We start from the raw sequence: 24,556 nt of genomic DNA, 5'->3' as shown, positions 1-24,556 counted from the left end.
TCTGCGGCTTACAGGTAAAGCGGCGTCTGATCGCCGCTTGCGAAGCGCCGCAGCACGGCGGGGTAAAGCTGATGTTCGCGGATCAGCACCCGCGCGGCCAGCCTGTCAGCCGTGTCGCCCGGCATGATCGGCACCCGCGCCTGCCCCAGAATCGGCCCCGCATCCAGATCCGGGATCACCAGATGCACCGTGGCGCCGGCCTCGGCATCGCCTGCCTCGATGGCGCGGGCATGGGTGTGCAGCCCGGTATATTTCGGCAGCAGCGAGGGGTGGATATTCAGCATCCGCCCCTGAAAGCGCTCCACGAAATCGGGCGTCAGAATGCGCATGAAGCCCGCCAGACAAATGATATCGGGTCTGACTGCCAGAATCGGTTCCAGCAAGGCGGCCTCGAAGCCCGCCCGGTCGCCGCGATAGGCGCGGTGATCGACCGCCGCCGTAGGCAGGCCCATGGCAGCCGCCTTGGCCAGCCCGCCCGCATCCGGATCATTCGAGGCCACAAGAACCGGCTGGCAGGGATGATCCCCCGCCATATCCTCGACCAGCCGAACCATGTTCGACCCGCCGCCGGAAATCAGGATCGCGACGCGTTTCACGCAAGCGTCCCGCTGTAGCGGACGCCCGACCCTTCGGTGACCTGACCCAGACGGGTGACGGTCTCGCCCTCTTGCTGCAACAGCGCCGCGACCGCATCCGCGCGATCCGCCGCGACGACAAGGATCATGCCGATACCGCTGTTGAAGGTCTTCAGCATCTCTGCCGTCTCGATCCCACCGGCCTCGGACAGCCAGCGGAAGACGGGCGGCAATTGCCATGCGCCCAGATCGATCTCGGCCCCCAGATCCTTGGGCAGGACGCGGGGCAGGTTTTCGGTCAGCCCGCCGCCAGTGATATGGGCCAGCGCATGCACGCCCCCCGCGCGGATCGCGGCCAGCGCCGGTTTGACATAAAGCCGCGTCGGCACCAGCAGCGCCTGACCCAGGGTCTGATCGGCAAAGGGTGCGGCATCGGCCCATCCCAGCCCGGCACGTTCGGCCACCTTGCGCACCAGCGAATAGCCGTTGGAATGCACCCCGTCGGAGGCGAGGCCCAGCAGCACATCCCCCTTGGCCACGCCCGCAGGCAGCGCCGTGCCGCGCTGCATGGCGCCGACCGCAAAACCCGCCAGATCGAAATCGCCATCGTGATACATGCCCGGCATCTCGGCCGTTTCACCGCCGATCAGCGCGCAACCCGCCGCCGTACAGCCGCGCGCGATGCCCTCCACAACCCGCGCGCCTTCGTCGACGGACAGCTTGCCCGTCGCGAAATAATCAAGGAAAAACAGCGGCTCTGCACCCTGACAGACCAGGTCGTTGACGCACATCGCAACCAGATCCTGACCGATCCCATCCAGATGGCCGGTGTCGATTGCGATCCGCAGCTTGGTGCCCACGCCATCGGTCGCCGCGACCAGCACCGGGTCGTCGAAACCTGCCGCGCGCGGATCGAACAGCGCGCCGAAACCGCCAAGCGCATCCATCACACCCGGACGCCGGGTCGCTGCCGCGGCCGGCTTGATCCGCTCTACCAGCGCATTGCCCGCATCGATATCAACACCTGCCTCGGCATAAGACAGACCGTTCCTGCGCTCGGTCATCGGCACCCCCTGTTTCTGAGTCAGGCACCCGATACCGCAAGCCCCGCGATCTGGCAATCACGCGATGCAGGCAGGGGCGATCCACAGCCGCAATCTGCGGTTCCACTTGACCGGCCCTGCCCGTCTGTCTAGTCAGGTCGGGACTGTTGATGGGCCTGTAGCTCAATGGTCAGAGCAGGGCGCTCATAACGCCTTGGTTGGGGGTTCGAGTCCCTCCGGGCCTACCATCCCCACCCCGGTTGCATTCGTCATCCGCTGCTGACGCGGCATCTTCGCCCTTGTTGGCCCGCCACAGGCTGCGTTTTCGCGGCGGCACGCTGCCTTGCGCGGGCCGTGTGCGGGGTGTGGTCTTTGCAATCGGGCCGGGTGGCGTCCGGAATGCAACCGCAAGGATCACTTTCTTCGCCGCCGTTACCGCAGGCGGTTGTCCTTGAGTCTAATGGGTTTTGTCGGCATCCGCCTGAATTGTTTGCGCAATCATCCGTCCAAATTGCGGATTAAGTCAACATTCCTGTCCGGTTTTTACTTGCACCATTTTTGCCTTTACCCCACATTCTGAGCACTTCGCGCCAGCTTTTGCTGACGTAAAAAAAACAATACCTGGGAGGGTAACTTGAAAATTCGCACCTTGATGACTGCATCAGCTTTTGCACTGATCGCGGCTGCTCCGCTGTCGGCCAAGACCTTTGTTTATTGCTCGGAAGGATCGCCCGAGGGCTTCGATCCTGCGCCTTATACCTCGGGCACCACATTCGATGCCGCGGCCCATACCATCTACAACCGTCTTGCCCAATTCAAACCCGGCACCACCGAGGTCGAGCCCGGCCTGGCCGAAAGCTGGGAAGTGTCGGAAGATGGCAAGGAATACACCTTCAATCTACGCAAGGGCGTCAAGTTTCACAGCAATGACAAATTCACGCCCAGCCGTGATTTCAACGCGGATGACGTGATTTTCAGCCTGACCCGTCAGGCAGATACCGACAGTGAATGGCACCAGTATATTCCGGGCCTGACCTATGAATATTACAGCTCGATGTCGATGGACAAGCTGATCGAGAAGATCGAGAAGGTGGATGATTACACCGTCAAGATCACGCTGACCACGCCCGAGGCCCCCTTTATCGCCAACCTCGCCATGCCCTTCGTGTCGATCGCTTCGAAGGAATATGCCGACCAGCTTGCCGAAGCAGGCACGCGCGAAGATCTGAACAACAATCCCATCGGGACCGGGCCGTTCCAGTTCGTGGCCTATCAGAAAGACGCCGTGATCCGCTACAAGAAGAACCCCGATTACTGGGGCGAAGCGCCCAAGATCGACGATCTGGTCTTCGCGATCACGCCCGACGCCTCGGTCCGCCTGCAAAAGCTGAGCGCGGGTGAATGCCACCTGATGCCCTACCCCTCGCCGGCCGATCTGGACATGATCCGCGACAACCCCGATCTGAAGATGGACGAACAGCCGGGCCTGAACGTCGGCTATCTGGCCTATAACACTACCGTCGCGCCCTTCGACAATCCCAAGGTCCGCAAGGCGCTGAACATGGCCATCGACAAGGAGGCGCTGATCGAAGGCGTGTTCCAAGGCAGCGCCGAGGTGGCCAAGAACCCGCTTCCGCCAACCATGTGGAGCTATAACGACGCCATCGAGGATGACGGGCTGGATATCGAAGCCGCCAAGATGATGCTGGAAGAGGAAGGCGTCACCGATCTGTCGATGGAGATCTGGGCGATGCCGGTGCAGCGTCCCTATATGCCCAACGCCCGCCGCGCAGCCGAAATGATGCAGGCTGACTTTGCCAAGATCGGCGTGAATGCCGAGATCGTGTCCTATGAATGGGGCGAATATCTGGCCAAATCGATGGAAGCCGACCGCAAGGGTGCCGTCATCCTGGGCTGGACCGGCGATAACGGCGATCCCGACAACTTCCTGTCGGTGCTTCTGTCCTGCGCCAGCGCCACCGAAGGCGGGGCCAACCGTGCATTCTGGTGCAATGAAGAATTCTCGGATCTGCTGGCACAGGCCAAGGCCACCAGCGATGTCGAAGAGCGCACCAAGCTGTACGAGCAGGCACAGGTGATCTTCAAGGAGCAGGCGCCCTGGGCCACGCTGGCGCATTCGACGCAATATGTCCCGATGCGCAAGAACGTGACCGGCTTCCATCAGTCCCCGCTTGGCGATTATGCCTTCGGCACGGTGGATCTGACCGAGTAATAGCCGCCATCTTCCTGTAACATCACTGGGGCCGCGAAAGAGGAAAAACCGCACTTTCGCGGCCCTTTGGGCTAGGATGCGATGTTCAAATTCATCATTTCTAAACTGCTCTATCTGATCCCCACCTTTATCGGGATCACGATCGTGGCCTTTGGCTTTATTCGGTTATTGCCAGGCGATCCGGTGCTGCTGATGGCGGGCGAACGGGGTGTTTCGCCTGAACGCTATGCGGCGATCAGCGAACAGCTGGGCTTCGACAAGCCCGTCTGGCAACAATATCTGACATATCTGGGCAATCTGCTGCAGGGCGATCTTGGCACCTCGCTGATCACCAAAAAGCCGGTTCTGGACGAATTCATGGCGCTGTTCCCGGCCACGGTGGAACTGGGGTTGGTCGCCATCACGCTGGCCGCGCTGCTGGGGATTCCCATCGGCGTCATGGCCGCCATCAAGCGCGGATCCTGGTTCGACCAGATCTCGATGGCGGGCGCGCTGATCGGCTATTCGATGCCGATCTTCTGGTGGGGCCTGCTGCTGATCATCTTCTTCTCGGGCCATCTGGGCTGGACGCCGGTCTCGGGTCGGATATCGCTGCTGTATTATGTCCAGCCGGTGACGGGCTTCATGCTGATCGACAGCCTGCTGTCGGGTCAGGAAGGCGCCTTCCGCTCGGCCGTGTCGCACCTGATCCTGCCGGCCATCGTGCTGGCGACGATCCCGCTGGCGGTGATCGCGCGGCAGACACGCTCCGCCATGCTGGAGGTCATGGGCGAGGATTACGTCCGCACCGCCCGCGCCAAGGGCCTGGCGCCCCGCCGCGTCGTGGGCATCCACGCCCTGCGCAACGCGATGATCCCCGTCATCACCACCATCGGTCTGCAGATCGGTGCGCTGATGGCCGGTGCGATCCTGACCGAGACGATCTTTTCCTGGCCGGGCATCGGCAAGTGGATGATCGATTCCATCTCGCGTCGCGACTATCCCGTGGTTCAAAGCGGCCTGCTGATGATCGCGCTGATCGTGATGATCGTGAACCTGATCGTTGACCTGACCTATGGTCTCATCAACCCGAGGATCCGTCACAAATGACCGATACAACCACACCGGCCAAGCTCTCAAGCGGTCAGATCCGCCGGCAGATGCTGAAAGAGTTCTGGTTCTATTTCAGCCGCAACAAAGGCGCGGTCATCGGGCTTGTGGTCTTCGTGCTGCTGGTCCTGACCGCGATCTTTGCACCGATCCTGGCACCCTATAACCCCGCCACGCAGTTCCGCGATGCCCTGCTGGTGCCGCCGGTCTGGCAAGAGGGCGGCAATCCCGATTACCTGCTGGGCACCGATGCGGTGGGCCGCGATCTGCTGTCGCGGCTGATCTTTGGCGCCCAATATTCGCTGTTCATCGGCATCGTCGTGGTCAGCGTCGCATTGGTCGGCGGCATCGTCATCGGGCTGATCGCGGGCTTTTACGGCGGATGGGTCGATACCGTCATCATGCGGGTGATGGATGTGATCCTGGCCTTCCCCTCGCTCTTGCTGGCGCTGGTGCTGGTCGCCGTGCTGGGGCCGGGGCTGACCAATGCCATGATCGCCATCGCCATCGTCTATCAGCCGCATTTCGCGCGACTGACGCGCGCGGCGGTGATGTCGGAAAAGCGCCGCGAATATGTCACCGCGGCCCGGGTCGCGGGTGCGGGCAATCTGCGGTTGATGTTCAAGACCATCCTGCCCAACTGTCTGGCGCCCCTGATCGTGCAGGCGACGCTGTCCTTTTCCTCGGCCATCCTTGATGCGGCGGCCCTGGGCTTTCTGGGCATGGGCGCGCAGCCGCCTGCGCCGGAATGGGGCACCATGCTGGCCGAAGCGCGCGAATTCATCACCCGCGCGCCATGGGTCGTGACCTTCCCGGGTCTGGCGATCCTGGTCTCGGTTCTGGCCATCAACCTGATGGGCGACGGTCTGCGCGACGCCTTTGACCCGAAACTGAAGCGGAGCTGACGGATCATGGCAATTCTGACAATCAAGAACCTGACCGTCGAATTCGCAACCTCGACCGGCAGCTTCAAGGCGGTCGACGGCATCGACGTGACGGTGGACAAGGGCGAGGTGCTGGCCATCGTCGGGGAATCCGGCTCGGGCAAATCGGTGTCGATGCTGGCGGTGATGGGGCTTTTGCCCGACACCGCCACCATCACCGCCGATGAAATGATCTTCGACGGGCAGGATCTGCAGCGCCTCAGCGCACGCCAGCGCCGGCAGATCATCGGCAATGAGATCACCATGATCTTTCAGGAACCGATCGCCTCGCTGAACCCGTCCTTCACGGTCGGCTTTCAGGTCGAAGAGGTGCTGCGCTTCAAGGTCGGGCTCAGCCGCCGCGACGCCCGCGCCCGCACCATCGAGCTGTTCGATGCCGTCGGCATCCCCGACCCCGAACAGAAGCTGAAGGTCTATCCGCACCAGATGTCGGGCGGCCAGAGCCAGCGGGTGATGATCGCCATGGCGATTGCCACCAATCCGCGCCTGCTGATCGCGGATGAGCCCACCACCGCGCTGGATGTGACCATCCAGAAACAGATCCTCGACCTGCTGCTGAAGCTGCAAGAGGATTACGGCATGGCGTTGATCATGATCACCCATGACATGGGCGTGGTGGCCGAAACGGCGGATCGCGTGTCGGTGCAGTACAAGGGCAGGAAGATGGAAGAGGCAGACGTGCTGTCACTGTTCGAAAATCCGCAAAGCGCCTATACCCGCGCCCTGCTGTCGGCGCTGCCCGAAAACGCCACCGGCGACCGGCTGCCCACGGTGGCCGATTTCTTCAACCCCGAAGCCGAGGAGGAACAGGCATGAGCGTCGTCGCAGAGGGCCGCAACCTGATCCGCGATTACGAGGTGCCCGGATCCCTGTTCCGCAGCGCCTCGACCGTGCGCGCGGTCAAGGGGATCAGCTTTTCGGTCCGCCGGGGGCAAACCCTGGCCATCGTGGGGGAATCCGGCTCGGGCAAATCGACGCTGGCCAGGATCATCGCATTGATCGACCCCGCGACCGAGGGCGAATTGCTGATCGAGGGCAAACCCGTCGATATCGCGTCGCAAAAACCGACGCGAGAGATGCGGTCAACCGTGCAGATGGTGTTTCAGAACCCCTATGGCAGTCTGAACCCGCGCCAGAAGATCGGCGATGTGCTGACCGAGCCGCTGGCGCTGAACACCGATGTGCCCGGGCCCGAACGCCGTCAGCGCGCCGAAGAGATGCTGGAAAAGGTCGGCCTCCCGCGAGAGGTTTATAACCGCTATCCGCATATGTTCTCGGGCGGGCAGCGGCAGCGGATCGCGATTGCGCGGGCGTTGATGCTGAACCCGACGCTGCTGGTGCTGGACGAGCCAGTCTCGGCGCTGGATCTGTCGGTGCAGGCGCAGGTGCTGAACCTGCTGGCGGATCTGCAGACAGAGTTCAACCTGGCCTATGTCTTCATCAGCCACGATCTGTCGGTGGTGCGCTATATCGCCGATGAGGTGCTGGTGATGCACAAGGGCGAAGCGGTGGAACAGGGCAGCCGGGATGAGGTCTTTGCCGATCCCAAACACCCCTATACCCGCCAGCTTTTCGCGGCGACCCCGGTGACCAATATCGACGCGATCCGCGCCCGCGTAGCCCAGCGTGAGGCCGCACGGGCACAGGCGTAACGACATCTCCCCGGCCTGCGCTCCGGGCCGGGGAGCCACAGAAGACTGTTTCCAAACTAATTTGATCACCTTATCCTGACCTGAAAACTGGTTGGGTTCCGATGAAAGTTGCGCTTCTTCAATTACTGCCCCGCAGCGCCGCCGACAGCGCCGATCCCGGCTGGCTGGAGCCGGTGGCCCGCAATCTGGCCGCGCTTGGCGTCGAGATCATGGTCGTGCCAGAACTGATCCTGCCGGGCTATAACCGCCCCGAGGCCCATCGCGAACAGGCGCAGCCCGTTTCGGGAAAATGGATCCAGCAGGTCGGCGCGATTGCACGCAGCGCCGGTCTGGCCATCACCTTCGGCTGGGCCGAACGGTCCGGCGACAAGGTCTATAACGCCGCCTCTTTCATCGGCGCGGACGGGTCGATGCGCGGCCATTACCGCAAGAAGCAGCTTTTCGGCCCGATGGAGCGCGAAAGTTTTCAGCATGGCGCCGAAACGCCGCCGGTCTTTGAATATCGCGGCCACCGGATCGGCATGCTGGTCTGCTATGACATCGAATTTCCCGAACATGCGCGGGTGCTGGCACGGCAGGGTGCCGAGATTCTGGTGGTGCCGACGGCGAACCCTGCGGGCTATGGCCATGTGAACGAATTTCTGGTTCCCGCGCGGGCAAATGAAAATGCCGTCAGCATCCTCTATGCCAATTATATCGGCGCCGACGGGGATCTGACTTTCGGGGGCGGCTCGCTGATCGTCGGGCCTGACGGGCGCGCCTTGGCCAGCGCGGGCAAGGCAGAGGCGATCCTGATCGCCGATCTGCCCAAACGCTCGGAATTTGCCGAGGCGCATCTGTCCACGCAGCTCAAGGAGTTGCGCGACTGATCAGTCCTGCAGCGCGATCGGCCCGTATTCGGGATAAAGATCGCCCGGCCCCGGATTGGCCGCAGGCGATGCGCCGCCCAGATGCGTCATGATCCCCCAAACGGCGTTCAGCCCGGTCTGCACCGCGCCCTCGACCCAGGCGGGGGTCCAGCTGACGCCATCGCCCGCCAGAAACAACCCGCGCTGATGGGCGGGCAGCCGGTCCTGCATGAAATGCCCGTAGACCCGGTGGTTATAGCGGTAATGCCCCGGCAAGGCGCCCTTGAAGGCGCCCAGGAAATTCTCGTCCGCCTCCCAGCTGACGACCATCGGCTTACCCCGGATATGGCTGGCGATATCGACATCGGGATAGACCTTGCGCAGCGCCTTCAGCGCCAGTTCCACGCGCTTTTCAGCCGATAGCGGCAGCACCTTCAGCGCATCGGTCATCCAGCTGTAGGACAGGCAGATCACGCCCGGCCTGTCATCGCCATTGTCAAAGAAATAGGTGCCGCGCGTCAGCCGGTCGGTCAGGGTCATCGACATGCCCGGACGCCCGCTGACAGGGTCGATATCCTTCCAGAAGGGGCGATCCACCATGACAAAGGTCTTGGCCGCCTGCATGTAGCGGGTGCGATCCAGCGCCATCCACAGCTTCTGTTCGAACAGATCCTCATCCACATCCATGGCCGTGGTCAGCAGATGGCTTTGACATGTCGCCAGCACGGCGGCGTATTCATCTTCATTGCCCCATTGATCGGTCACCACCAGCGTCCCGCCCGGCTTGCGGGCAATCGCGGTGGCGCGTGACCGGGTCGCACCGCCATTCAGGCTGGCAAGGCTGGTGCCTTCGGGCCAATGCGCGCAGGGCGGGGTCGCCTGCCACAGGCGCCACAGAACATTGGTCACGCCGCCGACGATATAGCGCTGTTCATCGTCGAAACCCAACAGGTTGACGCGCAGGATCTCCAACATGGAATTGGGGAAATCGCTGTCCCATCCGCCGGTGCCGAAGCCTACCTGACCGAACACCTCGCGGTGGCGGAAGCTCAGCGCCTGAAACGCCTCGGAGCGGGTGACGAAATCATAGAAGGTCCGCTCATCCCATTCCGCGACCAGCGGATTCCACAGCGCCTTGACCCGATCCGCGTCGCGGGCCGTGATCGCCTCGCGCAGTTCGGGATAGGCCGCATGTCTGGCCAGCGCGGCATCATAGGCCTTGGCAATCTCGCCATATAGCGCGGGCAGATCATCCAGCTTGCGCGCGAACAGCGTCTCGCCCTCTAGGTCGATGACCGTCGATCCGGCGGCACCGCTGAGCGGGTTCGGAAAGGGTTCAGAGCGGCAGCCGACGAGATCGTGATAGTGAAAGAAACCGCGCGACGAGCTGGGAAACCGCATCCCGCCCAGTTCCGCGATAATGCCATCCGTGCCCTCGAAGGTTTCCGAACGAAGCCGCCCGCCGAATTTGTCGCTTTCATAGACAATCGGGCGCAGGCCCATCTTCATCAGCTCGAAGGCAGCGATAATCCCCGATGCGCCGGCCCCGATGATCGCAACCTTTTCGCCCTGCATATCGGCGGGCACCTGTCCCAACCCGGCGGGATGCTTGATCCAGTCGTCATAGGCATAGGGGAAATCGGGGCCAAAGGCGCTGAGGCTGTCCATCATCGTCACTCCGTTCCTGTCGGTTCGCGCATTGTCTTTGTGGCTGCATGCGTCTGCCATCTCTTGCCCATGAACCGCCACAGCCGTCAACCACCGCTTGCCGCGACGCGCGCCTGTGGATAGCGTCGCGCCGAAATCACACCATCGAAAGGGACATGACATGACCGATATCAAACGCATCGATACCAGCAAACGGATGAGCCAGATCGTCATCGCCAATGGCACGGTCTGGCTGGCCGGTCAGGTCGGAGAGCCGGGCGCCTCGGCCGCCGATCAGACCCGCCAGATCCTGGACCAGATCGACAACCTGCTGGCGCAGGCGGGCACGGACAAGACCAAGATCGTGCAGGCGGTGATCTGGCTGTCCGACATGACGCATTTCGCAGCCATGAACGAGGTCTGGGATGCCTGGGTGCCCGAAGGCCATGCCCCGGCCCGCGCCACCGGCGAATCGGCGCTGGCGACCCCGGATTATCTGGTCGAGATCATCGTGACCGCGGTTCTCTGATCGCCTGCAGGACCGAGCGCGCCGCGCGAAGGCCCGGCGCCTCACCCCCCTTGCCCAGCCGTTCCATGGTCAGATCCATGGCGGCATATTGCGCCCGGCGCGCCTCGCTATCCTCAAGCACCTTCTGCAAGGCTTCGGCCAGCGGGCCGGGCTGACAATCGCGGCCCAGATATTCGGGCACCGCGCGCGTCTCGCTGACCAGATTGACCAGCGTGACGGTGTCGGTGCGGATCATCATGCCGATGATCCAGCGGCTCAGCACCGCCATGTCATAGCCGATCACCATCGGAACGCGATTGGCCGCCAGTTCAAGACTGACCGTCCCCGAGGCCGCAAGCGCCAGATCGGCAGCCGCAAAACCGGCCCGCTTTTCGCCACGATCCTCGATCACGATGGGCTCGGTCGGCCAGCGCCGCGTCATGTCATGGATCATATGAGAGACGCCGGGCACCGTGGGCAGGATCACCCGCATTTCGGGGATGCGGTCGCGCAGCCGCATCAGCGCCTCATCGAACCGGGCGCCAAGGCGACCGACCTCGGATTTGCGCGAACCGGGCAGGCACAGGACCAGCGGCGCGTCGCTGGCAATGCCGTGGCGCTGGCGAAAGGCGGCAGCCTCTTCGGGGCCTGCCACCGGCGCGGCGGCAATCGGATGGCCGACGAAATCGCAGGTCATCCCGGCGGCCCGCATCAAAGGTGGCTCGAAGGGCAGGATGGCCAGCACGTGATCGATCACCTGCGCCATCTTGTCGGCGCGCCCCGGGCGCCAGGCCCAGACCGAGGGCGCGACATAGTGGATGGTGCGCAGATCGGGCCGTGCCTCGCGCGCGCCGCGGGCGACGCGCAGGCAGAAATCCGGGCTGTCGATGGTGATCAGCGCATCGGGGGACTGGGCCACGATCTGGGAAGCGGTTTCGGCGATGCGCTGCTTCAGATGGCGATATTTGGGCAGAACCTCCCAGATCCCCATCAGGCTGAGCTCATCCATGGGAAACAGGCTCTCCAGCCCCTCGGCCTGCATCAGCGGCCCGCCAATGCCGGTGAACTGCACCTCTGGCAGCAGTTCCTTCAACCCGGCCATCAGCGCCGCGCCAAGTTGATCGCCGGAAGCTTCCCCCGCAATGAGAAAGAATTTCATGCGTTTCCAACCTGTTCTAACTGTCTACGACACGGCACCGATACAGGTCCGCGTGCAACCGATCGCCTAGCCTCGCGACCAAAGGAACAGCCCGGCATCCTGGGCACGCCGGATACACTCGTCACGCTCTAACAGGATAACGCTTCCCGAGGGCCATGCGATCCCTGCAAGACCGGCTTTTCCGGCCTGCGCGACCGTGTCCGGTCCAATGGTGGGCAGGTCGATGCGGCGGTCCTGACCCGGTTTCGGCGCCTTGAACAGCACGCCTTTCGCGCCATCGGCACGGGGGCGCAATCCGGCATGGCGGGCGGCGAAGTCCAGCATCGCCTCGGTCCCCGGCAGGGTTTCCATCGCCATGCACAGGCCCTGCGCCACGACCGCGCCCTGCCCGATATCCAGCGCCCCGGTCGCGGCCAAAAGCTCGGCCGCGCGGTCGGCGTCGCGGCGGTCGGCATCGCTGGGCTCACCGACCAGCAGCCCTGCAGCCGGCACCAGATCCGGCGCGGCTTCGGCGATGCCAAGGATCGACAGGCCGAATTCCTCGAACAGGTCCAGCACGGCGCGCAGCGCGGCATCGTCGCCCGATTGCATCGCCATCAGGATGCGCGGCACCAGCTGCGCCGTGCGCGGATCGAACAGTTCGGGGTCAAGGCGCGGGCGGCGGATGGCGCCTGCAAAGACCACGCGGCTGACATCGGCCTCGATCAGCCCGTCCAGAAAGGGCACCAGCCGTTCGATGCGAAAGGGCTCGGCCGGGAAATCGGGCGCATAGCCCTCCAGCGCATAGACCAGCGGATTGTCGAGGTTCTGGACGACAGCGGCGGACAGCCCGCCCTGCCCGGCAATGACAGCGGTTCTGGTCATGTCTTCATCGTCAGGAAAGAGCGGTCTGAGGGGCCAAGGATGAACTCCAGCACATCGCGCACCATCGGGCTTGTCCCTTCCTCTTGCGCCCGCAGCCGGGCACCTTCGCGGAACGAGGTGCGGGACAGGTCGCCCAGCATCTCGCGCAGGGCTATGATATCGGCGCGGGTCGCGCCGCGACGCTTCAAGCCGACAAGGTTCAGCCCGTCCAGACGGCCGCGCGGCCCCTGGACCAGCCCGTAGGGGATGACATCGGCCGTCACCATGGTCACCGCGCCGATCATCGCGCCGCGCCCGATGCGCACCCATTGATGCACGCCGGACAGCCCGCCGATGATCACGTCATCTTCCAGATGGCAATGACCCGCGACCGAGGCATTGTTGACCAGAATGACCCGGTCCCCGATCTGGCAGTCATGGGCGACATGGCTGCCCGCCATGAACAGCCCGTCATCGCCGACGCGGGTGATCCCGCCGCCACCCTCGGTGCCCGGGTTCATGGTCACATATTCGCGGATGCGGTTGCGTGCGCCGACCTCCAGCCGGGCCCGCTCGCCACGGAATTTCAGATCCTGCGGCACCTCTCCGATCGAGGCGAAGGGAAAGATCACCGTCTCTTCGCCGATCGTGGTTTCGCCGGTGACGACGACATGGGATTTCAGCACCACCCGGTCGGCCAGCGTGACCTGCGGTCCAATGACGCAAAAGGGGCCGATCTCGACATCGTCGCCGATCCGCGCCCCTTCCTCGATCACGGCCGAGGGATGGATGCGTGCCTCAGCCATCTTCTGCGCGTGCCATCATTGCGGTGAATTCGGCTGTCGCGCAGATTTCGCCATCCACAATGGCCTTGCCTTCGAATTTCCAGATCTTGCCGCCACCGCGCAGCGCCTTGCAATGCAGTTCCAGCACATCGCCCGGCACCACCATGCGGCGAAACTTGCACTTATCGATCCCCATGAAATAGGTCAGCATGGGCTGGTCGATGATGTTCATGCTGATGCCCACCACGATGGCCGAGGTCTGGGCCATCGCCTCGACGATGGTGACGCCCGGCATGATCGGCTGATCGGGGAAATGGCCCTGAAAATGCGGCTCGTTATTGGTGACATTCTTGATGCCGACCCCGCCTTCGAAGGGAACGATGTCGCGCACCTTGTCGATGAAGAGGAAGGGATAGCGATGCGGGATGATCCGCTTGATCAGCGACAGATCAGTCTCTGTATAGGGTGCGGGGTTGCGCTCTGCGTCAGCCATTCTCTGTCCTTCACACGATTTACTTTGGGTTAGCAACGACATCCCGCCTTGGCAAGCGGATCAGACGGGACCGGTTCCCTGCGGCTGCCCCTTGGGCGCGGGATTGCCACCCCGGCGACCCTCGGCCAGCCAGCCGGTCAGGATCAGGCCAGAGATCAGCACAAGCCAGGCCCAGCCGGGCAGAAGCGGGCGGCGCTGCAGGCCGGTGACCGTGCCCGCATCGCGCGGCGTGATGCCGATCCAGTCGCCCGCCACGCCCCGGCCCGTGGCGGCGCGGCCCGGGGTCACGCTGCGCAGATCGGGGATGCCGTCGGACAGCCGCAGCGCCGCGCCGCCGGTTGCCTCAACCAGCGGCAGAATCTGCGTCTCATCCGTAAGGGTGCGTTCGAATTCGCGTGGCGCGGCAGGGCCCACCGCAATCACCGCGCGCTGCTGCCCTTCGCGCAGCCTGTACAGACCCGGTTCCGGCGCGGTCCAGTCGGCAGTAAAGCGGCCCGGCGCGGCCTCGGTCAGGGTCACGGTGCTGTCGCTGCCATCGGGCAGGGTCACGATCAGCGGACCGGCGCGTTCCTGCATGCTGCGGCGGGTGATGCGGATATCCAGATCGCCCAGCAGTTCGGCGCGCAGCGATTCCTCTTCCAGTTCGGGTTCCTTCATCGACCAATGCGCGATGCGGCGCAGCAATTCCAGCTGCGGGCCGCCGCCCTCGAATCCGCGCCCCCACAGCCAGACCTGATCCGAGGTCAGCATCGCCACCCTGCCCTCGCCCACGCGGTCAAGGATCAGCAGCGGCGCATCATCCGGCCCCGACATCGCAACCTGCGCATCGCCCGCAGGCACCGCCTCGGACATGCGCAGCCAGCGGCCCCATTGATCGGTCGTGTCCCCATCTGCCGTCCCGTCTGCGGGCGGCGCGCCGGGCAGATCGGCCGTGACCGGGTGGCGGCGGCCATCTTCGGTCAGCTGCGGCAAGAACGGCTCTTCGATCACGCGCCCGGTCGGGCGGGCGGGCAGGATCGATCCCAGAGGCGACAGGTTCAGGCTTTCCACCCCCGACATTTCCGGCCCCGCCGCCACCAGAACCGCGCCGCCCTGCTGCACATAGCGCACGATGTTCTGGTAGTAAGAGGGCGGCAGGATCCCCTGCACGCGATAGCGGTCAAGGATGATCAGATCGAAATCGTCGATCCGCTGCATGAACAGTTCCTGCGTCGGAAAGGCGATCAGCGCCAGTTCATTGACCGGAACGCCATCGCCCTTATCCGGCGGGCGCAGGATGGTGAAATGGATCAGATCCACCGCCGCATCCGATTTCAGCAGATTGCGCCATGTCCGTTCCCCCGCATGCGGCGCGCCCGAGATCAACAGCACCCGCAGCCGGTCGCGCACGCCATTGATGCTGATCGCGGCAGAGTTGTTACGCTCGGTCAATTCGCCACCTTCGGGCGCGTCAAAGCCGATCTGCACGATATTCTGCCCCGCATGGTCCAGCGTGACCGGCAGTTCCAGCGGCACCCCGATGGGAACCGCGACCTGCCGCTCATTCTCTCCGTCAAGGCTGAGGCGCAGGTTCACCGGCCTGCCGCGCAGATCCTCGGGGACGGCGCCCTCATCGACGACGCGCAGCCGGATCTTGACCTGCTGGTCGATCAGCCCGAATGCCGGGGCCTCTTCGACCACCAGCCGCCGGTCCCAGTCCTGCGGACGGCCGGTCAGCAAAAGATGGGTCGGGGCCGGGGCGGTCTTGGGCAGCATCGGCGCGTCATGGATCTGCCCGTCGCTGATGGCGATGATGCCCGCCAGCCGGCTGTCGGGTTCGGCGGCGATGGCGCGGCCCAGTTCGGTGGCCAGAAGCGTGCCGTCCCTGTCATCGCCCAAGGTGATCCGGCGCAGCTCTGTCCCGGGCATGGCCTCGATCTGGTGGGTCAGGTTTTCGACGGCTTCATCGGTCTGTTCGCGCCGTCCGGGCAGGCTTTGGCTGGCAGAGCGGTCATCCAGCAGGATCACAATATCGCGCAGCGCCACGCGGCTGCCCAGTTCCAGCGCCGGTCCCGCCAGCGCCAGCGCCGCGGCCAACCCCGCCAGCCCGCGCCAGGCCCAGCCGCGCAGCCCGCGCCACAGCGCGAACACCGCAACCAGCAGCGCCAGCGCCGCCAGAACCGCAATCGCCGCCCAGGGCAGCGCCGGATCAAAGCGGATCTGGGTCATCGGCTGACCTCCTCTTCCAGACGCAGCCGGTCCAGAAGCGCGGGAACGTGGACCTGATCGGATTTGTAATTCCCGGTCAGCACATACATCACCAGATTGACGCCAAAGCGATAGGCCATCTCGCGCTGCTGCTCGCCTTCCCAGCCGGTGCCAAGGGGATAGACCGGGTTGCCGTCATCATCCACGGCCCAGGCCTCGGCCCAGCTGTTGCCGCCGATGACCACGGGGCTGACGCCATCGTTCAGTTGCCGGAAGGGAACGCCCTCGGCCGCCGCGGCCCCTGCGGGCGGGGCCTCGACCCAGACCGGGCCGCCCAGCCAGCGGCCGGGAAATTCCTGCAGCAGATAGAAGCTGCGGGTCAGGACGTGATCGGGCGGCACGGGTGACAGGGCCGGAATGTTCAGCGGCGCGGCCAGATCGCGCAGCGATTGTGACATGTCCGGCGCGCCCAGACCCGCCAGATCGCCGTCGCGGGTGTCGAACAGGATCATCCCGCCCGAGCGCAGATAGTGGTTCAGCCGCAGATAGGCCTGCGGCGATGGCAGAGGCTGGTCGTCGGTGACCGGCCAATACAGAAAGGTCAGCACGGACAGGTCGTCATTGTCCAGATCGATGGCCACCGGCGCCCCCGGCTCGACCGAGGTGCGTTGCCGCAGGATATCCGACAGCCCTTCCAGCCCCTGACGAGAGGTTTCGTCGACCTCGCCATCGCCGGTGGTGACATAGGCCAGCGCGACCTCATCGGCGGCGCGGATCAGTTCGGCGTTCAGATCCTGCGCGGTGGCGCGCGGCGCGGGCCAAAGCATCGCCAGCACCAGCGCCGAGGCAATCGCGCCGCGCCGCCTTTGCCCCGCCAGCAGGCTGGAGCCAAGCGCATCCGCCGCCAAGAGCAGCGCGGCCAGCGCCAGCAGGATCCCCTTTACATCGCGCCCCTGAGCGGCTTCGGGCCGTTCGACCTGTGCGCCGGACCAGTCGGCCAGCCGATATTCCAGCCCCGCATTCAGGGCGCGGCGGCGTTCCCCGGCGGCATAGATCCCTGCCGGGTGGCCCGGTCCGGGGCTTTGGGCGATATCCTCGGCCCGGACCGGGGCCAGCCCATCGGGCGCCTGCGCCCGGCCGAATCCGTCAAGGATCGTCTCGGCCGTCCAGAAAGGCTGGTCGCGATCATCTGCCTGCGCCTCGGCCGGGGTCACGCGGGCCGTGGCGACAAGCCGGTTCAGCATCTCGACGAAGAGGCCGGAAATGGGCAGGTTCGACCATTCGGCATTGGCGGTGACATGGAACAGCACCACCTGCCCCTTGCCCAGACGATCCCGCGTGACCAGCGGCGTCTTGTCGCTGAGCGCGGCAATGGTCCGGGGCGCCAGTTCCGGCGCGGGCTGGGCCATCAGCTGCGCGCGGATGCTGACATCGCCCGGCACGTTCAGCCCGGCAAAGACGCCATCGGCAGGGAACGGCGCCAGACCGCGCGGATCGCCCCAGCTCAGCGCGCCACCGATGTCGCGCCCGCCCTGTCGCAGCGCGACGGGCAAAAGCGGTTCGGACAGCAGGTCTTCATCGGCGGCCATATGCGGCCCCGCAAAGCGGATCAGCAAGCCGCCCGCATCCACCCATTCGGCCAGTTCGCCGATGCGGGGCAGATTGACCTGATCGACAACGATGACGACATCGGGCGCGCTGCGCAGCACATCGCCCAGATTGCCCTCGACCAGATCGGTGCTGGGCGCCAAAGCGCGGCGCAGGTAATGCAGCGGCGACAGCAATTGCTGCCCCTCGGCCTGCCGGTCAGGATCGCCGACCAGTCCGACCTTGCGCCGCTTGACCCGGTCATCGGCCAGCACCACCGCGCCGGCATGACCTTCCTCGGCGATCTGGAAGCGGGTGATGCGGTTGCGCAATTCCGGCGGCAGGTCGATGGCGGTCGGGCGCGAGGTCACGCCGCCCTGGGTGACGCCATCGCCGGGCGTCAGCCGCGCCAGCGGACGCTCGATCCCCTGCGGATCAGGGCCGACGGCCAGGATCTCGGGCGCCGTGTCATCCGCGCTGGTCAGCGTCAGCGAGGGCGTATCGCCGCCATGCAGCGTCAGCGCCCGCGCCGCCTGCAGGGGCGGCACCACCGTGACCGGCCCGCGCGCCGTCAGATCGGCAAGCCATTCGGATCGCCCCGGATGGTCCAGACCGTCGCTGAGCCACAGGCTTTGCAATTCCCCCTCGGGCAGATTGGCAAGGGCCGTAGACGGGTCCGGCGGCAGGGTCGAGCGCCAGGAGACCGGCTCTGCCGCGCGCAGCCGCGCCAGAAGCGTATCGGCGGGGGCGAATTCCAGCGCGCCCTTGCCCTGACCATCGGCGATCAGCAGCGCGGCCGGGCGGCCAGCAGCGGCGGCCTGTGTCAGCGCACGCTCGGCCCGGCCCTGGCGGCTGGCCCAGTCGGGCGCGGCGGCCCAGCCCGCATCCATCACCACCAGCAGCGGCCCGTTGCCCTGCACCTGCAGCACGGGACGCCACAGCGGCCCGGCAAAGGCCAGGATCAGCGCCGCAATCGCCAGCATCCGCAGCAGCAGCAGCCACCAGGGCGTGCGATGCGCAATCGGCACCCGGTCGGCCAGCCCCTGCAGCAATTCGACGCCGGGAAAGCTGACGCGACGCGGGGCGGGCGGCATGGCGCGCAGGATCACCCACAGCACCGGCAGCGCGATCAGCGCCGACAGGATCCAGGGCGCGGCAAAGCCAAGAGGTCCAAGAACCAGCATCAGCCCCCCAGAACCTGATACAGCCAGCCAAGCGCCACCGCCGCCGAGTGATCGGTCCGGTGCTGGCCGAAATGCCATCCCGCGCCCTGCGCATGTTTCAGCAGCCAGTCGCGCCGTTCGGCCAGTCGCAGCAGATAGGCCTCGCGCAGGCCCGCCGCATCGCGGCTGTCATGGCGCATCGTCCCAGACAGCGACCGGAATTCGACGGCGCCGGAAAAGGGAAACTCTTCCTCATCCGGGTCCAGCACCTGCAGCAGAACGCCCCGCAACCCGATGCTGCCCGCTCGCGCCAGCAAGGCCTGAACCCAGGAGGGATCCGTCAGGAAATCCGAGATGATCACCAGCCGCTGATTGGGCCGCAGCACATCCGGCAAGGGCGCGTCGCCATCCGTTTCCGCCGCGACCGAGGCGCTGATCGCCTGCGCCAACCGTTCCACCTGACGCCGACCGGCGCGGGCGGGCTGACCCAGCAGGCCGACCTTTTCCCCGCCGCGCAGCGCGATCATCCCAAGCGCCAGCGCCAGAACCTGCGCGCGCTGCACCTTGGTGACACGTTCGGGATCGCCGCTGTAGCGCATGCCCTGCCCGCCCGAGACCCACAGGCTCAGCGTCTGGGCGCTTTGCGCCTCGCGGTCGCGGACGAATTCGCCATCCGACCGGGCCGAGCGGCGCCAGTCGATATTGCGCGCGGCCTCGCCCCGTTCGGCAGGGCGATATTGCCAGAAATCCTCGCCCGGACCGGCCCGGCGCAGGCCATGCGCGCCCGGCGCGACCATGTGCGACAGGCGCTCCGCCGACAGGATCAGCCCCGGCAGATGGGCGCTGACGCCCTGCGCTTCGGCGCGAAGTTCGGCAGGCCCCAGGCTCAACGCTGCCTCATGCCGCCTGTTGGCGCAACAGGCGTGCATCCAGCACGCGGGCGATCACGCCATCCACCGTCTCGCCCCGCGCCAGCGCCGCGAAGGACAGGGACATGCGGTGGCGCAGCACCGGCGCCGCGAAGGCCGCCACATCGTCCAGCACCGGCGCGAACCGCCCGTTCAGCACGGCCCGCGCCCGTGTCACCAGCATCAGCGCCTGCGCGGCGCGCGGCCCCGGTCCCCAGACCAGCGCATCGGCAACGGATCTGTCCGCCTCGTCCGAGCCGGGGCGGAAGGCACGGACCAGATCCAGAATCGCCTCGACCACGGTTTCGCCCACCGGCATGCGGCGAACCAGCTTCTGTGCCGCGATCAGCGCATCGGCGGTGAAGGCGGCATGGGCCTGTGCCTCCTCAATGCCGGTCGTGGCCAGCAGGATGTCGCGCTCGGTGTCGCGGTCGGGGTAATCGACATCCACCTGCATCAGAAAGCGGTCAAGCTGCGCTTCGGGCAAGGGATAGGTGCCCTCTTGCTCGATCGGGTTCTGGGTGGCCAGAACGTGAAAGGGGCGCCCCAGCGGACGGTGCTTGCCGCTGACGGTCACCTCGCGTTCCTGCATCGCCTGCAGCAGCGCCGATTGCGTGCGGGGCGAGGCCCGGTTGATCTCATCCGCCATCAGAAGCTGGGTAAAGACCGGCCCCTCGATAAAGCGAAAGGCGCGGCTGCCATCGGGCAGCACGTCCAGCACCTCTGATCCAAGGATATCGGCGGGCATCAGATCGGGCGTGAACTGGATTCGCTGGCTGTCCAGCCCCATCACCGTGGCCAGCGTATCGACCAGCATCGTCTTGCCCAGACCGGGCTGGCCCACCAGCAGCGCGTGACCGCCCGACAGAATCGCCGCCAGAACCTGTTCCACAACATCATGCTGCCCGACAAAGCGTCGCTCAATGCTGGCGCGCGCGTCGGATAGCTGCTGGCCAAGCCGCTCGACCTCGGGCACCAGATTCTCATCCAAGCTCATGACATTGTCCTTTTGCTGCTTTAGAACCGAACATAGGGAGTTTGAGGAAAGGCGACCACAGGGAATGCCGCAAGAGAGTGACAAAAACGTGAGTGCCGAGGGCATCGCCGCCGCAGCCAGCAAGGCCGCCAAGGGCGGACTGCCGCCGGTTCACCTGTGGAATCCACCGTTTTGCGGCGATCTGGACATGGAAATCCGCGCCGATGGGACATGGTTCTATCAGGGCACGCCCATCGGACGCCCGGCAATGGTCCGCCTGTTTTCCACCGTGCTGAAGCGCGAAGATGGCAAGTTCTTTCTTGTCACCCCGGTCGAGAAGGTCGGCATTCGCGTGCAGGATGCCCCGTTCATCGCCACCGATGCCGAGATTCTGCCGGACCGCGTCACCTTTACCACCAATGTCGGCGATGAGGTCCTGGCCGATGCCGATCACCCGATCATCATGCGCGGCGATGCGCAGGAACCGCGTCCCTATGTCCATGTCCGCGCCGGGCTGGAGGCCCTGATCGACCGCAAGACCTTCTACCGGCTGGCCGCCGCGGCGGATGAGGTGGATGGCAGGACCGGCGTGCGCTCTGCCGGGCAATTCTTCGCGCTGGAACCCTAGGCAGATCATGCCGCGATTTGCCGCGAACCTGACCTATCTCTTTACCGAACTGCCGATGCTGGATCGCTTTGCCGCGGCAGCCGAGGCCGGGTTCGGGGCGGTCGAGATCCTGTATCCCTATGACATGGACCCGCGCGCGCTGTTTCAGGCCGCGCAATCGGCGGGGTTAGAGATCGTGCTGATGAACTGCCCGCCGCCCAACTGGTCGGGCGGCCCGCGCGGCTTTGCGGCGGTCCCCGGTCTGGAAAGCCGGTTTCGCAGCGATTTCGACCGGGCGCTGCGGCTGGCGCAGGCGCTGCATATCCGGCATATCCGCATCATCCCGGGCGCCGCCCAGGGACGTCATGCGCGCCGAACGCTGATCGAGAACCTGACCTGGGCCGCTGCGCGCGCGCCACATGCCAATCTTGTCATGAAGCCGGTATCGCCCACCATTCTGCCCGGCTCTTACCTGTGCGATTTCGGGCTGGCGGCAGAGATCATCGCCGAGGTCGGGGCGGGCAATCTGGGCCTGCAGCTGGACAGCTTTCATGCCCAGGACATGACCGGCAGCGTGCTGAGCGTCTGGCGTGAGCATGCATCCCTGATCCGCCACGTCCAGATCGCAGGCCATCCGCACCGGCACGAACCGGCGGTGGACGACCCGGAATTCCTGGCGCTGTTTCAGGATATGGACAGCCAGGATTTTCAGGGCTGGGTCAGCGCCCGCTATAACCCATCGGCGCGGACGGATCTTGGGCTGGGCTGGCTGGACAATGCCACAAGGCGCTGATTTTTTCTTTGCAATCACAAGGAACTGACGCTGCCGAGCGTCGTTATTCGACGATAGCTGCCTTGCAGCAGGAAATATCCCCGCAGCGGGATCATCTATTCGGGAGCAGAAAGAACCATGAATTCGATCATCTATATCGTCGGTCTTGTCGTTATCGTCCTTTTCGTCCTGTCATTCCTTGGGCTTCGCTGAGCCTTTGGCATCCGGACCGGGCTGAGAACAGCCAGATCCATTCCGGCGCTGCGTGATCCACGCGGCGCCATTCTGCTGGCCTTTGCCATATGACGCCATGTGCAACGCGAATAACTCTGGCAATTCGGTTGGTATTTCGTTAGGGCGACGGCGAAAGTAAAAGGGCCGCCCCATGGATATCCGCAATATCGCCATTATCGCTCACGTTGACCACGGCAAGACGACGCTGGTCGACCAGTTGCTGCGTCAGTCGGGGGCGTTTCGTGAAAATCAGGCCGTCGCCGAACGCGCGATGGACAGCAACGACATCGAGCGCGAACGCGGGATCACCATTCTGGCCAAGGCCACCTCGGTCGAATGGAAAGGCACCCGGATCAATATCGTCGATACCCCCGGCCACGCCGATTTCGGGGGCGAGGTCGAACGCATCCTGTCGATGGTCGATGGCGTCTGCCTGCTGGTCGATGCTGCCGAAGGTCCGATGCCGCAGACGAAATTTGTGACCTCGAAGGCGCTGGCGCTTGGGCTGCGCCCGATCGTGGTGCTGAACAAGGTCGACAAGCCTGCAGCCGAACCCGACAACGCGCTGAACGACGTGTTCGACCTCTTCGCCAATCTGGGCGCCTCGGACGAGCAGCTTGATTTCCCGCATGTCTATGCTTCGGGGATCGGCGGCTGGGCCGATGACTCGCTGGAGGGGCCGCGCAAGGACATGTCGGCGCTGTTCGACCTGATCCTGAAACATGTCGATCCGCCCAAGCAGATCGCCCGCCAGGACGAGCCGTTCCAGATGCTGGCCACGACGCTGGGCGCCGATAACTTCCTGGGCCGCCTGCTGACCGGCCGGGTCGAGGCCGGGCGTGCCAAGGCGGGCGACACCGTCAAGGCACTGAGCCGCGATGGCGAGCGGATCGAACAGTTCCGCATCAGCAAGGTGCTGGCCTTCCGCGGCCTGACGCAGCAGCCCATCGACGTGGCAGAGGCGGGCGATATCGTCACGCTGGCCGGCATGGCCAAGGCCACGGTCGCCGATACCATCGCCGCGCCCGAGGTCGAAACCGCCCTGCCCTCGCAGCCCATCGATCCGCCCACCATCAGCGTGACCTTTGGCATCAATGACAGCCCGCTGGCCGGTCAGGACGGCAAGAAGGTGCAGTCCCGCGTGATCCGCGAACGACTGATGAAAGAGGCCGAATCCAACGTCGCCATCAAGGTCGAGGATACGCCGGGCGGCGAAGCCTTCATCGTCTCGGGCCGGGGCGAATTGCAGATGGGCGTGCTGATCGAAAACATGCGCCGCGAAGGGTTCGAGCTGTCGATCAGCCGCCCGCGCGTGATCTTCCGCGAGGAGGACGGCCAGCGGCTGGAACCGGTCGAAGAGGCGATCATCGATGTCGATGACGATTACACCGGCGCCGTGATCGAAAAGCTGACCGGCGACCGCAAGGGCGATCTGGTCGACATGCGGCCCGCCGGACATGGCAAGACGCGGATCGTCGCGCATGTGCCGTCGCGCGGGTTGATCGGCTATCATGGCGAATTCATGACCGACACGCGCGGCAATGGCGTTCTGAACCGCATTTTCCACGGCTGGGCCCCCTATAAGGGTGCGATCCAGGGGCGCCGTCAGGGCGTTCTGATCAGCATGGAAGATGGCATCAGCGTCGCCTATGCGCTGTGGAATCTGGAAGAGCGCGGCAAGATGTTCATCGGCGCGCAGGAACAGGTCTATCAGGGCATGATCATCGGCGAACACAGCCGCGACAATGACCTTGAGGTCAATCCGCTGAAGGGCAAGAAGCTGACCAACGTCCGCGCCTCGGGCACCGATGAGGCCGTCCGCCTGACGCCCCCGGTGCGGATGTCGCTGGAAGAGGCCATCGCCTATATCAACGACGACGAACTGGTCGAGGTCACGCCGCGCAACATCCGTCTGCGCAAGCGTTATCTGGATCCGCATGAACGTAAACGTCAAGCCCGCTCCGAAGGATAGGGCCGCGAAAAAGCCGCTTTCTCAGCGGCTTGTCGCAACCTGTCGATTTAGTGAGGTTCGTGCCCAAATCGGTCCATGCTAACATATCACCGGTCGAGCTATCGTAGCGGCCAATAGGTGTAATGTTGTGAATGGCTTGAAACTGTCCAGAATCGCTTTGATCGCGCCCCCGTCGGGCGCGGGACAACCTGTCCGTGGTTATTCGGTAATTGGCCCTTGGAATGATGCTGCTCACCTTTCCGACATAAATATACGAAAGCGGCCCGTCCGGCGGGACCGCGCGGATCCGGTAAAGGCAGTGAAACATGACTTCGAATGGTAACGGTGCCGG

21 protein-coding genes and 1 tRNA gene are annotated in these 24,556 nt (G+C 64.8%); 11 read left to right on the top strand and 11 right to left on the bottom strand.

The genetic code is table 11. The features are described from left to right. Positions 1-8: 8 nt before the first annotated feature. Both purN and purM read right to left on the bottom strand, forming a co-directional pair. A complete protein-coding gene (gene purN / locus JHX87_RS02585; protein ID WP_271886252.1) occupies positions 9-596 on the bottom strand; it encodes a phosphoribosylglycinamide formyltransferase in 588 nt (195 codons plus the stop codon). Next, a complete protein-coding gene (purM, locus tag JHX87_RS02580; RefSeq protein WP_271886250.1) occupies positions 593-1,639 on the bottom strand; it encodes a phosphoribosylformylglycinamidine cyclo-ligase in 1,047 nt (348 codons plus the stop codon). The genes purN and purM overlap by 4 nt, the downstream gene beginning before the upstream one ends. A 151-nt stretch (positions 1,640-1,790) precedes the next feature. On the opposite strand from purM, the gene JHX87_RS02575 reads away from it, so the two are divergent. From JHX87_RS02575 to JHX87_RS02545, 7 genes are all read left to right on the top strand, one after another. Beyond that, positions 1,791-1,866: transfer RNA gene (locus JHX87_RS02575), tRNA-Ile, on the top strand. Between the two features lie 404 nt (positions 1,867-2,270). After that, positions 2,271-3,851, top strand: a complete 1,581-nt coding sequence (locus tag JHX87_RS02570; protein WP_271886248.1) for an ABC transporter substrate-binding protein — start codon at positions 2,271-2,273, stop codon at positions 3,849-3,851. 81 nt (positions 3,852-3,932) lie between these two features. Continuing rightward, positions 3,933-4,940, top strand: a complete 1,008-nt coding sequence (locus JHX87_RS02565; RefSeq protein ID WP_271886247.1) for an ABC transporter permease subunit — start codon at positions 3,933-3,935, stop codon at positions 4,938-4,940. After that, positions 4,937-5,845 carry an ABC transporter permease subunit gene (locus tag JHX87_RS02560; RefSeq protein WP_271886244.1) on the top strand — a complete coding sequence of 303 codons (909 nt, stop codon included), beginning with the start codon at positions 4,937-4,939 and terminating at the stop codon, positions 5,843-5,845. The genes JHX87_RS02565 and JHX87_RS02560 overlap by 4 nt, the downstream gene beginning before the upstream one ends. 6 nt (positions 5,846-5,851) lie before the next feature. Next, positions 5,852-6,700, top strand: coding sequence for an ABC transporter ATP-binding protein (locus tag JHX87_RS02555; RefSeq protein WP_271886243.1), 849 nt, complete (start codon positions 5,852-5,854; stop codon positions 6,698-6,700). Then, on the top strand, positions 6,697-7,536 hold the full coding sequence (locus JHX87_RS02550) for an ABC transporter ATP-binding protein (protein ID WP_271886241.1): 840 nt from the start codon (positions 6,697-6,699) through the stop codon (positions 7,534-7,536). The genes JHX87_RS02555 and JHX87_RS02550 overlap by 4 nt, the downstream gene beginning before the upstream one ends. Before the next feature lie 101 nt (positions 7,537-7,637). Beyond that, positions 7,638-8,405, top strand: coding sequence for a carbon-nitrogen hydrolase family protein (locus tag JHX87_RS02545; RefSeq protein ID WP_271886239.1), 768 nt, complete (start codon positions 7,638-7,640; stop codon positions 8,403-8,405). On the opposite strand, the gene JHX87_RS02540 is transcribed toward JHX87_RS02545, so the two are convergent. Further along, the gene (locus JHX87_RS02540) at positions 8,406-10,055 is read right to left on the bottom strand and encodes a flavin monoamine oxidase family protein (RefSeq protein WP_271886237.1); all 1,650 of its coding nucleotides are present in this window, start codon (positions 10,053-10,055) and stop codon (positions 8,406-8,408) included. It abuts the gene before it with no gap. Positions 10,056-10,212: 157 nt separating this feature from the next. Here JHX87_RS02540 and JHX87_RS02535 point away from each other — a divergent pair, with 157 nt between their 5' ends. Further along, positions 10,213-10,560 carry a RidA family protein gene (locus JHX87_RS02535; protein ID WP_271886235.1) on the top strand — a complete coding sequence of 116 codons (348 nt, stop codon included), beginning with the start codon at positions 10,213-10,215 and terminating at the stop codon, positions 10,558-10,560. Here JHX87_RS02535 and lpxB read toward each other — a convergent pair. From lpxB to JHX87_RS02495, 8 genes are all read right to left on the bottom strand, one after another. Then, positions 10,538-11,698 carry a lipid-A-disaccharide synthase gene (gene lpxB / locus JHX87_RS02530; RefSeq protein ID WP_271886233.1) on the bottom strand — a complete coding sequence of 387 codons (1,161 nt, stop codon included), beginning with the start codon at positions 11,696-11,698 and terminating at the stop codon, positions 10,538-10,540. The two genes, JHX87_RS02535 and lpxB, sit on opposite strands and share 23 nt — an antisense overlap. 66 nt (positions 11,699-11,764) lie before the next feature. After that, positions 11,765-12,562 carry an LpxI family protein gene (locus JHX87_RS02525; protein ID WP_271886231.1) on the bottom strand — a complete coding sequence of 266 codons (798 nt, stop codon included), beginning with the start codon at positions 12,560-12,562 and terminating at the stop codon, positions 11,765-11,767. Further along, a complete protein-coding gene (gene lpxA / locus JHX87_RS02520; RefSeq protein ID WP_271886230.1) occupies positions 12,559-13,347 on the bottom strand; it encodes an acyl-ACP--UDP-N-acetylglucosamine O-acyltransferase in 789 nt (262 codons plus the stop codon). Before lpxA ends, JHX87_RS02525 begins: the two co-directional genes overlap by 4 nt. Further along, on the bottom strand, positions 13,340-13,819 hold the full coding sequence (fabZ, locus tag JHX87_RS02515) for a 3-hydroxyacyl-ACP dehydratase FabZ (protein ID WP_271886228.1): 480 nt from the start codon (positions 13,817-13,819) through the stop codon (positions 13,340-13,342). Before fabZ ends, lpxA begins: the two co-directional genes overlap by 8 nt. Positions 13,820-13,879: 60 nt before the next feature. Then, positions 13,880-16,027 (bottom strand): hypothetical protein, encoded by a 2,148-nt coding sequence (locus JHX87_RS02510; protein WP_271886226.1) that lies wholly within the window; start codon positions 16,025-16,027, stop codon positions 13,880-13,882. Further along, positions 16,024-18,777, bottom strand: a complete 2,754-nt coding sequence (locus tag JHX87_RS02505) for a DUF4159 domain-containing protein (RefSeq protein ID WP_271886225.1) — start codon at positions 18,775-18,777, stop codon at positions 16,024-16,026. The genes JHX87_RS02510 and JHX87_RS02505 overlap by 4 nt, the downstream gene beginning before the upstream one ends. Next, a complete protein-coding gene (locus JHX87_RS02500; RefSeq protein WP_271886223.1) occupies positions 18,777-19,646 on the bottom strand; it encodes a DUF58 domain-containing protein in 870 nt (289 codons plus the stop codon). Before JHX87_RS02500 ends, JHX87_RS02505 begins: the two co-directional genes overlap by 1 nt. 7 nt (positions 19,647-19,653) lie before the next feature. Then, positions 19,654-20,661, bottom strand: coding sequence for an AAA family ATPase (locus JHX87_RS02495; RefSeq protein WP_271886221.1), 1,008 nt, complete (start codon positions 20,659-20,661; stop codon positions 19,654-19,656). Positions 20,662-20,725: 64 nt separating this feature from the next. Between JHX87_RS02495 and JHX87_RS02490 the strand changes: the two genes are divergently transcribed. The 3 genes from JHX87_RS02490 (at position 20,726) to typA (ending at position 24,225) form a co-directional block, all read left to right on the top strand. Continuing rightward, positions 20,726-21,268 (top strand): DUF1285 domain-containing protein, encoded by a 543-nt coding sequence (locus JHX87_RS02490; protein WP_271886219.1) that lies wholly within the window; start codon positions 20,726-20,728, stop codon positions 21,266-21,268. A gap of 7 nt (positions 21,269-21,275) precedes the next feature. Further along, on the top strand, positions 21,276-22,040 hold the full coding sequence (locus JHX87_RS02485; RefSeq protein ID WP_271886217.1) for a hydroxypyruvate isomerase family protein: 765 nt from the start codon (positions 21,276-21,278) through the stop codon (positions 22,038-22,040). Between the two features lie 364 nt (positions 22,041-22,404). Further along, positions 22,405-24,225 (top strand): translational GTPase TypA, encoded by a 1,821-nt coding sequence (typA, locus tag JHX87_RS02480; protein ID WP_271886214.1) that lies wholly within the window; start codon positions 22,405-22,407, stop codon positions 24,223-24,225. Positions 24,226-24,556: the final 331 nt, after the last annotated feature.

The sequence above is a fragment of the Paracoccus fistulariae genome, assembly GCF_028553785.1.
In the GTDB taxonomy this organism is placed as follows: Bacteria; Pseudomonadota; Alphaproteobacteria; order Rhodobacterales; family Rhodobacteraceae; genus Paracoccus; species Paracoccus fistulariae.
This window is presented reverse-complemented; position numbering and strand designations above follow the sequence as displayed.

Excerpts from the sequence above, each read along its gene's own strand:
- JHX87_RS02490 (WP_271886219.1), top strand. The coding sequence starts at position 20,726 with ATGCCGCAAGAGAGTGACAAAAACGTGAGTGCCGAGGGCATCGCCGCC.
- JHX87_RS02545 (WP_271886239.1), top strand. The coding sequence starts at position 7,638 with ATGAAAGTTGCGCTTCTTCAATTACTGCCCCGCAGCGCCGCCGACAGC.
- fabZ (WP_271886228.1), bottom strand. The coding sequence starts at position 13,819 with ATGGCTGACGCAGAGCGCAACCCCGCACCCTATACAGAGACTGATCTG.
- JHX87_RS02555 (WP_271886243.1), top strand. The coding sequence starts at position 5,852 with ATGGCAATTCTGACAATCAAGAACCTGACCGTCGAATTCGCAACCTCG.
- JHX87_RS02495 (WP_271886221.1), bottom strand. The coding sequence starts at position 20,661 with ATGAGCTTGGATGAGAATCTGGTGCCCGAGGTCGAGCGGCTTGGCCAG.
- JHX87_RS02505 (WP_271886225.1), bottom strand. The coding sequence starts at position 18,777 with ATGCTGGTTCTTGGACCTCTTGGCTTTGCCGCGCCCTGGATCCTGTCG.
- JHX87_RS02570 (WP_271886248.1), top strand. The coding sequence starts at position 2,271 with ATGACTGCATCAGCTTTTGCACTGATCGCGGCTGCTCCGCTGTCGGCC.
- JHX87_RS02540 (WP_271886237.1), bottom strand. The coding sequence starts at position 10,055 with ATGATGGACAGCCTCAGCGCCTTTGGCCCCGATTTCCCCTATGCCTAT.
- JHX87_RS02485 (WP_271886217.1), top strand. The coding sequence starts at position 21,276 with ATGCCGCGATTTGCCGCGAACCTGACCTATCTCTTTACCGAACTGCCG.
- JHX87_RS02550 (WP_271886241.1), top strand. The coding sequence starts at position 6,697 with ATGAGCGTCGTCGCAGAGGGCCGCAACCTGATCCGCGATTACGAGGTG.
- lpxB (WP_271886233.1), bottom strand. The coding sequence starts at position 11,698 with ATGAAATTCTTTCTCATTGCGGGGGAAGCTTCCGGCGATCAACTTGGC.
- JHX87_RS02560 (WP_271886244.1), top strand. The coding sequence starts at position 4,937 with ATGACCGATACAACCACACCGGCCAAGCTCTCAAGCGGTCAGATCCGC.
- typA (WP_271886214.1), top strand. The coding sequence starts at position 22,405 with ATGGATATCCGCAATATCGCCATTATCGCTCACGTTGACCACGGCAAG.
- JHX87_RS02525 (WP_271886231.1), bottom strand. The coding sequence starts at position 12,562 with ATGACCAGAACCGCTGTCATTGCCGGGCAGGGCGGGCTGTCCGCCGCT.
- JHX87_RS02565 (WP_271886247.1), top strand. The coding sequence starts at position 3,933 with ATGTTCAAATTCATCATTTCTAAACTGCTCTATCTGATCCCCACCTTT.
- JHX87_RS02535 (WP_271886235.1), top strand. The coding sequence starts at position 10,213 with ATGACCGATATCAAACGCATCGATACCAGCAAACGGATGAGCCAGATC.
- purM (WP_271886250.1), bottom strand. The coding sequence starts at position 1,639 with ATGACCGAGCGCAGGAACGGTCTGTCTTATGCCGAGGCAGGTGTTGAT.
- JHX87_RS02510 (WP_271886226.1), bottom strand. The coding sequence starts at position 16,027 with ATGACCCAGATCCGCTTTGATCCGGCGCTGCCCTGGGCGGCGATTGCG.
- lpxA (WP_271886230.1), bottom strand. The coding sequence starts at position 13,347 with ATGGCTGAGGCACGCATCCATCCCTCGGCCGTGATCGAGGAAGGGGCG.